Raw genomic sequence first — 13,030 nt, forward strand, 5'->3', positions numbered from 1 at the left:
TCAGTGGTGGCCGCCTTCGAGATAGGCGGCGCGCACTTCCGGATTGGCGAGCAGCTCCTTGCCGGTGCCGCTCATCGTCACATTGCCGTTGACCATGACGTAGCCGCGCGTGGCGAGTTTCAGCGCGCCGAAGGCGTTCTGCTCGACCAGGAACACGGTCAGCCCCTGCGTGCGGTTCAACTCGCGGATGGCGTCGAAGATCTGCTTGACGATCAGCGGCGCCAGACCGAGCGACGGTTCGTCGAGCAGAAGCAGCTTCGGCCGCGCCATCAGCGCGCGCCCGATCGATAGCATCTGCTGCTCACCGCCCGACAGCGTGCCGCCGCGCTGGGCTATGCGTTCCTTCAGCCGCGGAAACAGCGTGAACACCTTCTCGACGTCCTCGTCGTAATGCTTGAGGTTGTCGAGACTGGCGCCCATCTGCAGGTTTTCCATCACCGTCATCCGCGGGAAGATGCGCCGGCCCTCCGGCGACTGGGCGATACGCATGCGCGCGATCTCGTGGGTCGGCAATTGGGTGATGTCGGTGTCGGCGAAGGTAATCGTGCCCGCGCGGGCCCGTGGCGCACCGAAGATGGTCATCATCAGCGTCGACTTGCCGGCGCCGTTGGCGCCGATCAGCGCCACGATCTCGCCCTGCTTGACGGTGACATCGACACCGTTCAGCGCCCGGATGTTGCCGTAGTAGGTCTGCACGCCCTTGATATCGAGCAGCGTTGTCCCGGCCATCACTTGCGCCCTCCGCGCTTGCCCGCCGCGGGCTTGGCAGCAGTCTTCCCGGAAACTGCTCTTGTAGTCTTCCCGGAAACTGCTTTAGCTGTCTTCCCTGAGGGGTGGCTGGTTTCCACCTTGCCCGCATCGACACGGCGCGAGAAGCCCGTATCCTTGCCCTGGCTGAGAAGCTTGGCCTGCTCGACCCATTGCTCGCGCGTGATGCGCCCGTCGAAGGCAAGATAGGCTTCGGCCGCCTCGACATCGGACTTCTTCCATGCCGCGATCTGGTCGAAGTGGAAGATGCCATGCTGGTTGAGCTTCTGCTCGTTGACCGTGCCGATGCCCTTGATGCGGGTCAGATTGTCGGCCGTGCCACCACGGGGCGCCGCGAGCCGGTTTGACACCCCTGATGTCTTCGGCGTCGCCGGAGCCTTGGCGGGCGGCTTTGCCGCCGGCGCTTTCGCCGCGGAAGATTTCGCGGCGGGCCTGGCTGCCGGGACCGCTGCCAGCGAGGTAGGCTGGCTGGCCGCCGCCTTCGCGCGGGCGTCGACCTGGCCGGCCTTGGAGGCGCCTTTCGACACCGTGATGCGTTCGCCCTCGCTGTGGCCGACCGTGTCGGTCACCGGACCGGCGAGATAGGAAGACGATGTGCCCGGGCCATGCGCCGAGTCCGGACCGATATCCAGTTGCTCGATCACGTCTTCGTCGCCGACCTCGGTCAGCACGGTCTCGACTTCCTCGTCGTCGACGCCGAGATAGGCGGCGATGACGCGCGGGTCGGTGCGCACCGACTGCGGATTGCCGTCGGAGATCTTGCGCCCGTATTCGAGCACGACCACGTGGTCCGAAATCTGCATCACCACCGACATGTCGTGCTCGATCAAAAGGATCGAGGTGCCCGACGTGTTCTTGATGTCCATCAACAAAGCGTTGAGCGCCAGCGATTCCTTGGGGTTGAGGCCGGCGGCCGGCTCGTCGAGACAGAGCAGCTCCGGCCCTGTGCACATGGCCCGCGCGATCTCCAGGCGCCGCTGCGCGCCATAGGGCAGGTCGCCGGCCGGATCGTCGGCGCGGTCTACCAGATCGGCCTTCTCCAGCCAGTGCTTGGCGAGATCGATCGATTCGGCCGATGCCTTGCGATAGCCGCTGAAGCCGAACAGGCCGAGCACCGTATAGCCCGATGCCTTCATCAGCTTGTTGTGCTGGGCGACCAGAAGGTTCTCCAAAAGCGTCATGCCCGAGAACAGGCGGATGTTCTGGAAAGTGCGCGCCACCTTGGCGCGCGCCGGGATTTCATGGTTCGGCAGGCGTTCGAGCAGATAAGTGCTTCCATCCTGCCGGTTGAGCGTGATCATGCCTTCCGATGGTTTGTAGAAACCGGTGATGCAGTTGAACACGGTGGTCTTGCCGGCGCCGTTCGGCCCGATCAGCGCGGTGATCTCGCCGCGCCTGGCCCGGAAGGAAAGATCGCCGATGGCGACCAGGCCGCCGAACTTCATCGACAGGTGATCGACCTGCAGGATGGCGTCGTTCGTGCCCGGATTGGCTTTCTGAATCGAGCTCGCATTCATCAGCCGTGGCCCTCCTTGGTGAAGGAGCTGGAGACAGCTCTTCGCTCCTTCAGGAAGGCGGTCGGCTCGCGGCTGCCGACGAAGCCGCGCGGTTTCCACAGCATGACGATGACCATGGCCATGCCGAACAGCAGCATGCGGTAGAGTTCCGGCGTGAAGTCGGGCCCGAAGACCTGCTTGAGGAAATCCAATTCGCGCAGCGCCTCGGTGCCGCCGATCATCACCAGCGCGGCGACGGCGATGCCGACCAAAGAGCCCATGCCGCCGAGCACGACGATGGCCAGGATGATCGCCGATTCCAGGAAGACGAAGGATTCGGGGCTGACGAAGCCTTGCCGCGCCGCGAAGAACGAGCCGGCGAAGCCGCCGAACATGGCGCCTGTGGCAAAGGCGGTGAGCTTGGTGGTGGTGGTGTTGATGCCGAGCGAGCGGCAGGCGATCTCGTCCTCGCGCAGCGCTTCCCAGGCCCGGCCGACCGGCATGCGCCTCAGCCTTATGGTGACGAAGGCGGTGAGCAGGCAGAGCCCGAGGATCAAATAGTAGAGGAAAATCTTGTAGTAGGCGCTCGACGTGGCGATGTTCAGCACCTTGGCGATATAGTTCGGATCCGAGACGTTGAACGACACCAGGCCGAAGAAAGTGACCTTGGGAATGCCCGAGATGCCGGACGAACCGTTGGTGACCTCACGCCAGTTGATCAGCACGAGGCGGATGATCTCGCCGAAGGCAAGCGTGACGATCGCCAGATAGTCGCCACGCAGGCGCAGCACCGGAAAGCCGAGCAGCACGCCCCAGAAGGCGGCCATGGCGCCGGCGGCCGGCAGCAGGATCCAGAACGACAGGCCGTAGTGGGTGCCGAGCAGCGCATAGGCATAGGCGCCGACCGCGTAGAAGGCGACATAGCCGAGGTCGAGCAGCCCGGCGAGGCCGACGACGATGTTCAGGCCCCAGGCCAGCATCACATAGATCAGGATCTGGATGCCGTAATTGTCGACCCATTTCAGCGAGCCCTGGAAGCCGGCCGCCATCGATCCGCCGTAGAGAGCGAGCGACAGCACGACGATGATCGGGTAGAACATCAGCGCGGTGATGCCGAGTGCCGAGAAATGGGCGTGGATGAACGTCCGGAAATAAAACAACACCGAGGCTAGGGCGTAGATGATCGCCAGCGCCCGCACGAACCGTGCATAGCCGGCAAGACCCGGTCCCAGCAGCCCGTCAAGCGAACTGGCCAGGACAAGCAGCAGGGCCGCGATGACGATGGCCGCGATGAAATAGGGCAGCCGGAAGAACCGCGTCGCCACGCTGTCCGGCAACAGGCCGGTGGCGACATCGGCGATCTTCTGGTTGGCGAGGAAAGGCTGGCCATAGGCGACATAGAGGAACCGCCCGGCGGCCGTGGCGATCACCACTGTCGCCAGCAAGCCCCAGCGCGTGGTCAGGACCAGTTCATTGGAAATGTTCTGGCCGGTCTTCAGCCCGATGAACAGCACGAACAGACCGAGCGCGATGGCGCCGGCATAGAGCGCTTCGCGAATAGCGCGCTGCACGGGAGTGGCGACGACGTCGCGCTCCGGGGATACGGTAACCGCCATGATCTCAGACCTTTTCGACTTCTGGCCGGCCCAGAATGCCGGAAGGCAGGAAGATCAGCACGATCGCCAGGATGGAGAAGGCGGCGACGTCCTTGTAGTCGATCGAGAAATAGGCCGACCACATGCTTTCGATGAAGCCGATCAGAAGCCCGCCGAGCACGGCGCCTGGCAGCGAGCCGATGCCGCCGAGCACCGCCGCGGTGAATGCCTTCACGCCGGGCACGAAGCCGTCGGAGAAGGCGATGACGCCGTAATACATCAGGAACAGCGTGCCGGCGACGGCGGCAAGGGCCGCACCCATGATGAACGTGATCGAGATGGTGCGGTCGACGTCGATGCCGAGCAGCGCCGCCATCTTGCGGTCCTGCTCGCAGGCCCTTTGCGCTCGCCCGAGCGAGGTCTTGTTGACCAGGTACCAGAACAGCGCCAAGAGCAGCGCGGTGACGACGACGATGATGATCTGCTTCAGCGACACGCTGATGCCGTTAATATTGTAAACTTGGCTGACCATCGGCGGGATCGGCTTGTTGCGCGGGCCTTGCGTCACCTGGACGAAGTTCGACAGCGCAATCGACATGCCGATCGCGGTGATCAGCGGCGCCAGCCGGAACGAACCGCGCAGCGGCCGGTAGGCCACCTTCTCGATCGCCCAGTTGTACAGGCTGGTCAACAGCATCGCCACGATCATCATGACCAGCAGCGCCACGACCACCGGCACCGAATAGAACATCGCGCCGAGGATGAGGAAAACGATGAGGGCGGTGAAGGCGCCGACCATGAAAAGGTCGCCATGGGCGAAATTGATCATGCCGATGATGCCGTAGACCATCGTGTAGCCGATCGCGATCAGCCCGTAGATAGATCCCAGCGTCAGCCCATTGATAAGCTGCTGGACGAAGTATTGCATACTGACTTGGCTCCCCTGGAATGTCGCCCGTTGAGACGCATTCCTTTTCGTATTTCCCCTAGTCGTAAAGTTTCGAGCCCGGATTGCAACGTGATTTTTCAACCGTCATGCGTGTTTTCCCGACACGCCATCGGATTGCTCCGTTTTTACCATCCGACCCCTGGACTATCGCGGACCGTATCATTGGCATAACGCAATGTCTTTGACGATTCAGCCGTATCATGCACCGCGTTTCGAAGAAATCGCCGTCAAAATAAGTTGATGAGAGGGATCGTTGCGCTGGCGAGTGCAATCCTTTTCACGCGTCCTTGCTTTCCCCTTGGGTCAGGATTCTCCTTATTTGACGACGAATCCGTGCGCGAACGGGTCTCGGTCGTCGATGAAGATGGTGTTCAATCCGGTCATGCGCGCCCAGCCGCCGATCGAGGGAATGATCGCCGGCTTGGCCGCCACCTGGACCTCTTTCTCGACCTTGCCCTTGAACAGCGAGCCGATGATCGATTCATGGACAAAGTCGTCGCCGACCTTGAGCTTGCCCTTGGCGTGAAGCTGCGCCATCCGCGCCGAGGTGCCGGTGCCGCAAGGCGAGCGATCGATCGCCTTGTCGCCGTAGAAGACCGCGTTGCGGGCATGCGCCTGGCTGTTGGTCGGCTTGCCCGTCCACAGCATATGCGACAGCCGGTTGATGCCGGGGTTTTCCGGGTGCACGAAGGAATATTTCTCGTTGAGCCGTTGCCGCACCACCGGGCTCCAGGCGATCAGGTCGCCCGCCGAATGGTCGGCCATGTCGCGATAATTCTTCTGTGGCTCGACGATGGCGTAGAAATTGCCGCCATAAGCGACGTCGACGCTGATCTCGCCCAGCCCCGGGCATTCGACCGTCAGCCCTTCGGCATGGAGAAAGGACGGCACATTGGTGATGCGCACTTCCTCGACGTACTCGCCGACTTGGCTGTACTCCGCGATGACCAGACCTGCCGGCGTGTCCAGCCTCAGCACACCGGGGGTCTTCGGCTTGATCAGCCCGTGCTCGATGGCAAAAGTCACCGTGCCGATGGTGCCATGGCCGCACATCGGCAGGCAGCCCGAAGTTTCGATGAACAGGATGGCGATGTCGCAATCCGGCCTGGTCGGCGGATAGAGGATCGAGCCCGACATCACGTCATGGCCGCGCGGCTCGAACATCAGGCCGGTGCGGATCCAGTCATATTCGGCCAGGAAATGCGTCCGCCGCTCCATCATCGTCGAACCCACGAGCAGTGGTCCGCCGCCGGCGACGAGCCGCACCGGATTGCCGCAGGTGTGGCCGTCGATGCAGAAGAAGGAATGGCGCGCCATGTTTGGACCTTATCGGAAACGGTTCGGAGAAAAGGCGGAAAGATCGAGCGCGGTATTTTGCCCGAGAACGAGGTCGCGGATCAATCGTGCGGTGGCAGCCGCCTGGGTCAGGCCGAGATGGCCGTGCCCGAAGGCATAGACGATACTGTCGCCCTGCCTGGCGCGACCGATCACCGGCAGCGAATCCGGCAGCGACGGCCTGAAGCCCATCCATTCGCGGCCGCCCGAGGGATCGAGCCCCGGCAGGAAGTTTTGCGCCTTGCGCAGCAGCGCCTTCGACCTGTTATAGTTGGGCGGCCGCTTGATGCCGCCGAGTTCGACGGCGCCCCCGACGCGCAGACCCGTTTCGAGCGGCGTGATGACGAAGCCATGCCCGGAGAAGATCAGCATCCGCTTCACGTCGAAGGCGCTGTTCGGCAACGTCGTGTTGTAGCCGCGCTCGGTCTCCAGCGGGATGCGGTCGCCGAGATCTCTCGCCAGCTGATGCGACCATGCGCCGGCGGCAATGACGAGATGTCTTGCTTGTCTGGTGGTGCCATCGGCCAGCGTCAATGTCGCGCCATGCTGGCTCGCTTCGACATGGTCGATTCGCGCTTTTTCGAAACGCGCGCCTTTGGTCTCGGCATAGGCCCAGACCGCCTTGCCCAGTAGCTTCGGATCGGCAACCGTCTTCCACCCCGGCACAAACGTGCCCTTGACGAAGCGCGGCGACAGGCCGGGCTGCAAGGCGGCGAGAGCATCGCCTTCGACATGGCTGAAGCCGATGTCGAAGCGTTTGCGCGCCGCCCAGTCCGGCAGCGACGCCTTGAACTCGGCCTCGCTCTCGTAAAGTTCGAGCGAGCCGTCCTCGCGCAGCATCCGTCGGGCGCCTGAACGATCGAGCAGCCCCATCCATTCCGCTTCGGCGAGCTTCATCATGCTGGCCTGGGCAGCGAGGCTCGCCTCGTATTTTTCCGGTGCGCCGGCGCGCCAGAACCGGATCAGCCAGGGCAAAAGCTTCGGCAGATAGGCCGGCGGTATGCTGAGCGGACCGAGCGGGTCGGCAAGCCATTTCGGCAATTGCCTGATCATGCCCTTGTGGGCCAGCGGCAAGACATCGGAGAAGGCAAAGGCCGCGGCATTGCCGGAACTCGTTTCCTCGCAGATCCCCGTCCGATCGAAGATCGTGACATCTCGCCCCGCCTCGGCCAGGTAGGCAGCGGCGCAAATACCGATGATGCCGCCTCCGACGATGGCGATGTCCAGCATCTCGCTTGGCGCGGTCACGACGCGATGTTTCCAGCTTTGAGGGCTTTCGTCATCAGCGGGTTCTTCCGGTCAGACCGAACGGTCGCCCAGCCGAGCCTTTGATAGAACCCTTCGGCATCCTTGGCTGCATTGACTTCCAGCCGTTCCAGACCGAGGCCACGGGCATAGCTCTCGACTTCCTGCATGAGCGTGCGACCGAAGCCACGTCGTTGCAGACAGGATTCGATCGCGACAAGCCTGACCACGCCGAGACGCTGATCGACAACATCCAGCCTGGCAGTCCCCACCGTCGCGCCATTGTACAGGAGGAGCAGTGGGTGATTGCCCGCAAGACGGTCGTCGGGATGCCGTTCGTCGTAGCCGCCCAAGCCCCGATCCTCCCAAAGAACCCGCTTGCGAATACGGTGATATGCCGCCCAGTCTCCATCGCTTTCGACGCGCTTGAGATGGATCCGAGACGGCATATGACGTTCCTCAGAACTGCGGTAGCTTCGGCCTTACCGCCAGCGCATCCCTCACGATCTTCTCGACCGCCTTGCGGCGCTCGCCCGACAGCGGCTGGCGCGGCATGCGCACGCGGTCGTTGGTGTCGATGGCAAGAACCTCAGCGAGCTTGATGTTCTGCACCAGATAGGTCGACACGTCGAGGTCGAGCAGCGGCCGGAACCAGCGGTAGATGCTCAGCGCTTCCTCGCGGCGGCCCTGCTTCATCAGCTGGTAGATGGCGACGGTCTCGCGGGGGAATGCGGTGACCAAGCCGGCCACCCAGCCGATGGCGCCGACCGACAATGCCTCGAACGCCAGATTGTCGACGCCGGTGAAAAGGTCGTAGCGGTCGCCGAAGCGGTTGATGATCTCGGTCGAGCGGCGGATGTCGTCGGAGGACTCCTTGATGGCGACGAAGCGCTTGTCCGAGGCCAGCTCCTCCATCTGATCGACGGTGACGTCGACGCGGTAAGCAAGCCGGTTGGAATAGATCATGACGGGCAGGTCGCCTGCCTCGGCGATGGCCCGCAGCGCGGCAACGGTCTCCTGCGGATTGGTATGATAGATCGGGCTCGGGACCACCATGAGCCCGTTGGCGCCAGCCTTCGCCGCGCGGCGCGCGATGCTTGTGGCCTCGCGGGTGCCGGCTTCGTTGACCGTCAGCAGAACCGGCTTCTTGCCGGCAATCTTCTGCGCGGTCCTAAGCACCTCGATCTTCTCGTCATGCGACAGCATCGGGCCTTCGCCGAGCGAGCCGCAGACGATGATGCCGTCACAGCCGGCCTCCATCTGCAACCCAAAGCAGCGCTCCATCTCGGCATGGTCGAGATGGTCCTCCTCGGTGAACTTGGTCGTAACTGCGGGGAAAACTCCGGCCCACATAGCGCTTGCTCCTTCTGATATATCAGTCGTATATTTGTTAGGAAAACCTCTGTCAACACGGAATCTGCTATGATATATGCAAAATATATCAGGAGGCACGATGGCCCTGTTGGAAGATATATCTCGTTCCGAGCCGGTGGCGTTAAAGGCCTACCGCGTGCTTGAGCACATGATCGTCACGCTCGAACTGGCGCCTTCGAGCTTCGTCACCGAAGGTGCGCTGATCGACAGGCTCGGGCTTGGCCGCACGCCGGTGCGCGAGGCGATCCAGCGGCTGGCCTGGGAGGGGCTGCTCGACGTCCGTCCGCGCGCCGGCATCGCCATCGCACCCCTTCATCCCGGCGACTGGCTGCGCGTTCTCGATACGCGGCGGGGCGTCGAGGTGGTTCTGGCCCGCTCTGCCGCCCGCTTCGTCACTCGCGAGGCCGCCGACCTGTTTCACGACGCCGCGCTCGCCATGCAGAAGGCGGTCATTTCAGGCAATGTGCTGGCCTTCCTCCAAGCCGACAAGGCGCTCGACGAAGCATTGGCGCTGGCCGCCGACAACCCTTTCGCAGCCAGGCTGGCGGCACCCTTGCAGACCCACAGCCGCCGCTTCTGGTTCCGCTACAAGGCCGACACCGGGCTCGCCGAATCAGCCGAGCATCACGTCGCGCTGATCCGCTCGATTCTCGCCGGCGACGAGGAGACGGCCGCCAAGGACGCCAAGCGCCTGATGGCGTTGCTGCGCGGCCATGCCGAAGCTGCCGCCACGCGCTAGCTCACGACCCGAGCGAGCCTTCCGCCGGCTCCTTCTGCGCCGCCCATTTCAGCAAGGCGTCGAGCGCCGGGCACAACGCCTGGCCCCAGTCGGTCAGACAATACTCGACCTTCGGCGGCACCTGGTGATGCACGATGCGACGGACAATCCCATCGGCCTCCATCTGCCTCAGCTGCTGGATCAGCATCTTCTGCGAAATCGCCGGGATCGCCCGTTCGAGATCGGAAAAGCGCAGCACCTTGCCACCGAAGAGATGGAACAGGATCACCAGCTTCCAGCGGCCTTCGAGAATGCGCAGCACATTCTCGACGCCACTAGCCGCCGACGAGGGCGTCAACGCCTCAACCTTACCGTCAGGTAAGTACCTAACTTTTTCGTCGGTTCTTGTCATTTGCACAGCATATCTCATTTTAGGCGCCGGACAAGCCGCGGACCTCGAGCCGACGGCAGCAACTGGAACCGGAGACGAAACCATGACCGTAGAACTTCCCCAGCCGCTGGCGGATTATTTTGCAGCCAAGAACCAGCACGACATCGACGGAATGCTCGTCCCCTTCTCGTCGGACGCCGTGGTCCGGGACGAGGGCGAGACCCATCGGGGTTCGGCCGCCATCCGCCGCTGGATGGAAGCAACGACAGCCAAATACCAGGTGACAGTTGAAGTCGCCGACGCGACGGTCAATGGCGCTGCATGGCGAGTCGCCGGCATCGTCTCGGGCAATTTCCCGGGCAGCCCTGCAACGCTCCACTACAACTTCACGCTGGCCAATGACCAGATCACGCGGCTGGAGATCGGCGCATGAGCGTTCGCCAGAAATTTCCGGGCGCCGAGCAGGAGTTCGCCGGCAAGCGCGTTCTCGTCACCGGCGGCACCAAGGGCACGGGCGAGGCCATCGTCGAACGGCTTTCGGCGGCTGGCGCGCTGGTTCTCACGACAGCGCGCTCGGCAACCGAAGCGCTATCGCCAAAGCTGTTCGTGCAGGCCGATGTGAGCACTCTGGCGGGCACCGAAAAGGTCGCGGCCGGCGTCATGGACCGTTTCGGCGGCGTCGACATCATCGTCCATAGTGTCGGCGGATCGAAGAGCCCGGGCGGAGGCTTTGCCGCGCTGACCGAGGAAATCTGGCAGGACGAACTCGGCCTCAACCTGCTGGCGGCGGTGCGGCTCGATCGCCTGCTGGTCCCCAGCATGATCGCAAGCGGCTCCGGGGCGATCGTACACATCTCGTCGATACAACGCCGGCTGCCGCTGCACGAATCGACGACCGCCTATGCGGCGGCCAAGGCGGCGCTTTCGACCTACAGCAAGGCATTGTCCAAGGAACTCGGTCCGAAAGGCATCCGGGTGAACACGGTGGCGCCGGGCTGGATCAATACCACGGCGTCGGAGGCCATGGTGAAAAGGTTGGCGGACCATTCCGGCTCGGATGAGGAAACCGCCCGCCAGGACATCATGAAGGCCCTCGGCGGCATTCCGATCGGCCGGCCGGCATGGCCGCAAGAGGTTGCCGAACTGGTCGCCTTTCTCGTTTCGGACCGTGCATCCGCAATCCATGGCGCCGAATACGTTATCGACGGCGGGACGATCCCGACTGTCTGACCGGACGGAACGGCCAAAAGAAAAGGCGGGATGAGCTCGCCTTTCCCGGTATTCGTATGTTTCCCCGCTAATTCAATTCATCGTCGGGATGACGAATTCCGCGCAGTCCTTGATGCCTGCCCGCGCGCCCGCAGCCGCCTCGCGGCGAGGACGCGCAAGCAAGGAATCGTCCGGCTAATTCATCGTCGGGATGACGAATTCGGCACCGTCCTTGACGCCGGACGGCCAGCGCGAGGTCACCGTCTTGGTCTTGGTATAGAAGCGGAACGCGTCCGGGCCGTGCTGGTTGAGGTCGCCGAAGGACGACGCCTTCCAGCCGCCGAAAGTGTAGTAGGCGATCGGCACCGGGATCGGCACGTTGACGCCGACCATGCCGACCTGGACCCTTGAGGCGAAGTCGCGCGCCGCATCGCCGTCGCGGGTGAAGATGGCGACGCCATTGCCCATCTCATGGTCGTTGGCGAGCTTGATAGCGTTCTCATAGGTCGGCGCGCGCACCACCGAGAGCACCGGCCCGAAGATCTCTTCTTTGTAGATGCGCATGTCTGATGTCACGTTGTCGAACAGGCAGCCGCCCATGTAGTAGCCCTTCTCGTAGCCCTGCATGGAGAAGCCGCGACCGTCTACCACCAATTTTGCGCCTTCCTTGACGCCGGTGTCGACATAACCCTTGACCCGTTCCAGCGCCTGCGCCGTCACCAGCGGACCGAAATCGGCCGAGGAATCGGTCGAAGGACCGACCTTCAGGCTTTCGACGCGCGGGATCAGCTTTTCCATCAGCCGGTTGGCGGTGTCGTTGCCGACCGGGACAGCCACCGAGATCGCCATGCAGCGCTCGCCGGCCGAGCCGTAGCCGGCGCCGATCAGCGCGTCGACGGTCTGGTCCATGTCGGCATCGGGCATGATGATCATGTGGTTCTTGGCGCCGCCGAAGCACTGCACGCGCTTGCCCGACGCGGTGCCGCGCGAATAGATGTAGTGAGCGATCGGCGTCGAGCCGACAAAGCCGATGGCCTTGACGTCGGGATCGTCGAGGATGGCGTCGACCACGTCCTTGTCGCCGTTGACGACATTGAGGATGCCCGCCGGCAGGCCGGCCTCTATGAATAGTTCGGCAATGCGCATCGGCACGCCCGGATCGCGCTCGGAAGGCTTCAGGATGAAGGCATTGCCGCAGGCGATCGCTGGTGCGATCTTCCACAGCGGGATCATCGCCGGGAAATTGAACGGCGTGATGCCGGCGACGACGCCGAGCGGCTGGCGCATCGAATAGACGTCGATGCCGGGGCCGGCGCCGTCGGTGAATTCGCCCTTCATCATATGCGGCGCGCCGATGCAGACCTCGACCACTTCGAGGCCGCGCTGGATGTCGCCCTTGGCGTCGGCGACGGTCTTGCCGTGTTCGCGCGCAAGGATGTCGGCCAGTTCGTCATAGTCCCTGGCGACCAGTTCAAGGAACTTCATCAGCACGCGTACGCGCCGCTGCGGATTGGTCGCCGCCCAGCCGGGCTGCGCCGCCTTGGCGTTCTGCACCGCCGCGCGCAACTCCGCCTGCGACGCCAGCGCCACCGTGCCGCGCACCGAGCCGTCCATCGGCTGCATGACGTCCTGCTTGCGGCCGCTGGTCCCGGCGACACGCTTGCCGCCGATGAAATGACCGTATTCGATCATGGTTTCTCTCCCTGGATTTGTGATGAGGCATTGTCCGCCTTTGCGCGGTCGATGGCAACGCGAGGCAGAACGCAACCGTTGTGCAGAAAATAGATAGCGATTGACGGCGGAGCATCAATTGCCGCAAATGGCAGGATGTGGTTGTCGCCACGCGGATTGAGAGATTGCGTTCCTTCACACCCCCCTCTGTCCTGCCGGACATCTCCCCCGCAAGGGGGGAGATCAGCAGCTTCGCCGATGGCGCCTTCTCTGGAGCAT

The 13,030-nt window shown here is 63.4% G+C and carries 14 protein-coding genes; 3 read left to right on the top strand and 11 right to left on the bottom strand.

The annotated features are described in order from the left end of the window. From CN311_RS10850 to CN311_RS10885, 8 genes are all read right to left on the bottom strand, one after another. A complete protein-coding gene (locus tag CN311_RS10850) occupies positions 1-729 on the bottom strand; it encodes an ABC transporter ATP-binding protein (RefSeq protein WP_097573572.1) in 729 nt (242 codons plus the stop codon). After that, on the bottom strand, positions 729-2,285 hold the full coding sequence (locus CN311_RS10855; protein WP_097573574.1) for an ATP-binding cassette domain-containing protein: 1,557 nt from the start codon (positions 2,283-2,285) through the stop codon (positions 729-731). Before CN311_RS10855 ends, CN311_RS10850 begins: the two co-directional genes overlap by 1 nt. After that, complete coding sequence (gene livM, locus CN311_RS10860) at positions 2,285-3,835, bottom strand: high-affinity branched-chain amino acid ABC transporter permease LivM (protein WP_425351064.1); 1,551 nt, start codon at positions 3,833-3,835, stop codon at positions 2,285-2,287. The genes CN311_RS10855 and livM overlap by 1 nt, the downstream gene beginning before the upstream one ends. Positions 3,836-3,884: 49 nt before the next feature. Beyond that, complete coding sequence (locus tag CN311_RS10865; RefSeq protein WP_097573579.1) at positions 3,885-4,787, bottom strand: branched-chain amino acid ABC transporter permease; 903 nt, start codon at positions 4,785-4,787, stop codon at positions 3,885-3,887. Positions 4,788-5,123: 336 nt separating this feature from the next. After that, positions 5,124-6,125, bottom strand: a complete 1,002-nt coding sequence (locus tag CN311_RS10870; RefSeq protein WP_097573581.1) for a 4-hydroxyproline epimerase — start codon at positions 6,123-6,125, stop codon at positions 5,124-5,126. A 9-nt stretch (positions 6,126-6,134) separates the two neighbouring features. Next, positions 6,135-7,373 (bottom strand): NAD(P)/FAD-dependent oxidoreductase, encoded by a 1,239-nt coding sequence (locus CN311_RS10875; protein ID WP_165779660.1) that lies wholly within the window; start codon positions 7,371-7,373, stop codon positions 6,135-6,137. Positions 7,374-7,387: 14 nt separating this feature from the next. Continuing rightward, positions 7,388-7,837, bottom strand: a complete 450-nt coding sequence (locus CN311_RS10880) for a GNAT family N-acetyltransferase (RefSeq protein WP_097573583.1) — start codon at positions 7,835-7,837, stop codon at positions 7,388-7,390. Between the two features lie 10 nt (positions 7,838-7,847). After that, positions 7,848-8,741, bottom strand: a complete 894-nt coding sequence (locus CN311_RS10885; RefSeq protein WP_097573585.1) for a dihydrodipicolinate synthase family protein — start codon at positions 8,739-8,741, stop codon at positions 7,848-7,850. Between the two features lie 100 nt (positions 8,742-8,841). On the opposite strand from CN311_RS10885, the gene CN311_RS10890 reads away from it, so the two are divergent. Next, on the top strand, positions 8,842-9,501 hold the full coding sequence (locus CN311_RS10890; RefSeq protein WP_097573587.1) for a GntR family transcriptional regulator: 660 nt from the start codon (positions 8,842-8,844) through the stop codon (positions 9,499-9,501). A gap of 1 nt (position 9,502) precedes the next feature. Here CN311_RS10890 and CN311_RS10895 read toward each other — a convergent pair whose 3' ends face one another. Further along, the gene (locus CN311_RS10895) at positions 9,503-9,838 is read right to left on the bottom strand and encodes a winged helix-turn-helix transcriptional regulator (protein ID WP_165779658.1); all 336 of its coding nucleotides are present in this window, start codon (positions 9,836-9,838) and stop codon (positions 9,503-9,505) included. Between the two features lie 136 nt (positions 9,839-9,974). Between CN311_RS10895 and CN311_RS10900 the strand changes: the two genes are divergently transcribed. Further along, positions 9,975-10,304 (top strand): nuclear transport factor 2 family protein, encoded by a 330-nt coding sequence (locus CN311_RS10900; protein WP_097573591.1) that lies wholly within the window; start codon positions 9,975-9,977, stop codon positions 10,302-10,304. Beyond that, entirely contained in the window at positions 10,301-11,101 is an 801-nt protein-coding gene (locus CN311_RS10905) for an SDR family oxidoreductase (protein ID WP_097573593.1), read from the top strand. Before CN311_RS10900 ends, CN311_RS10905 begins: the two co-directional genes overlap by 4 nt. A gap of 174 nt (positions 11,102-11,275) precedes the next feature. Here the strand turns inward: CN311_RS10905 and CN311_RS10910 are convergent, their stop codons facing one another. Both CN311_RS10910 and CN311_RS32940 read right to left on the bottom strand, forming a co-directional pair. Next, entirely contained in the window at positions 11,276-12,772 is a 1,497-nt protein-coding gene (locus CN311_RS10910; RefSeq protein WP_097573595.1) for a CoA-acylating methylmalonate-semialdehyde dehydrogenase, read from the bottom strand. Beyond that, positions 12,769-13,030: hypothetical protein (locus tag CN311_RS32940; protein WP_208866471.1), on the bottom strand; the 262-nt coding region annotated here is incomplete at its 5' end. The genes CN311_RS32940 and CN311_RS10910, both read right to left, overlap by 4 nt.

Origin of the sequence: Mesorhizobium sanjuanii (assembly GCF_002529485.1) — a bacterium.
Lineage (GTDB): Bacteria > Pseudomonadota > Alphaproteobacteria > Rhizobiales > Rhizobiaceae > Mesorhizobium > Mesorhizobium sanjuanii.

Bases quoted from the DNA above. Each gene is read 5' to 3' on its own strand.
- CN311_RS10850 (WP_097573572.1), bottom strand. From the start codon at position 729: ATGGCCGGGACAACGCTGCTCGATATCAAGGGCGTGCAGACCTACTAC.
- CN311_RS10855 (WP_097573574.1), bottom strand. From the start codon at position 2,285: ATGAATGCGAGCTCGATTCAGAAAGCCAATCCGGGCACGAACGACGCC.
- CN311_RS10865 (WP_097573579.1), bottom strand. From the start codon at position 4,787: ATGCAATACTTCGTCCAGCAGCTTATCAATGGGCTGACGCTGGGATCT.
- CN311_RS10870 (WP_097573581.1), bottom strand. From the start codon at position 6,125: ATGGCGCGCCATTCCTTCTTCTGCATCGACGGCCACACCTGCGGCAAT.
- CN311_RS10875 (WP_165779660.1), bottom strand. From the start codon at position 7,373: ATGCTGGACATCGCCATCGTCGGAGGCGGCATCATCGGTATTTGCGCC.
- CN311_RS10880 (WP_097573583.1), bottom strand. From the start codon at position 7,837: ATGCCGTCTCGGATCCATCTCAAGCGCGTCGAAAGCGATGGAGACTGG.
- CN311_RS10885 (WP_097573585.1), bottom strand. From the start codon at position 8,741: ATGTGGGCCGGAGTTTTCCCCGCAGTTACGACCAAGTTCACCGAGGAG.
- CN311_RS10890 (WP_097573587.1), top strand. From the start codon at position 8,842: ATGGCCCTGTTGGAAGATATATCTCGTTCCGAGCCGGTGGCGTTAAAG.
- CN311_RS10900 (WP_097573591.1), top strand. From the start codon at position 9,975: ATGACCGTAGAACTTCCCCAGCCGCTGGCGGATTATTTTGCAGCCAAG.
- CN311_RS10905 (WP_097573593.1), top strand. From the start codon at position 10,301: ATGAGCGTTCGCCAGAAATTTCCGGGCGCCGAGCAGGAGTTCGCCGGC.
- CN311_RS10910 (WP_097573595.1), bottom strand. From the start codon at position 12,772: ATGATCGAATACGGTCATTTCATCGGCGGCAAGCGTGTCGCCGGGACC.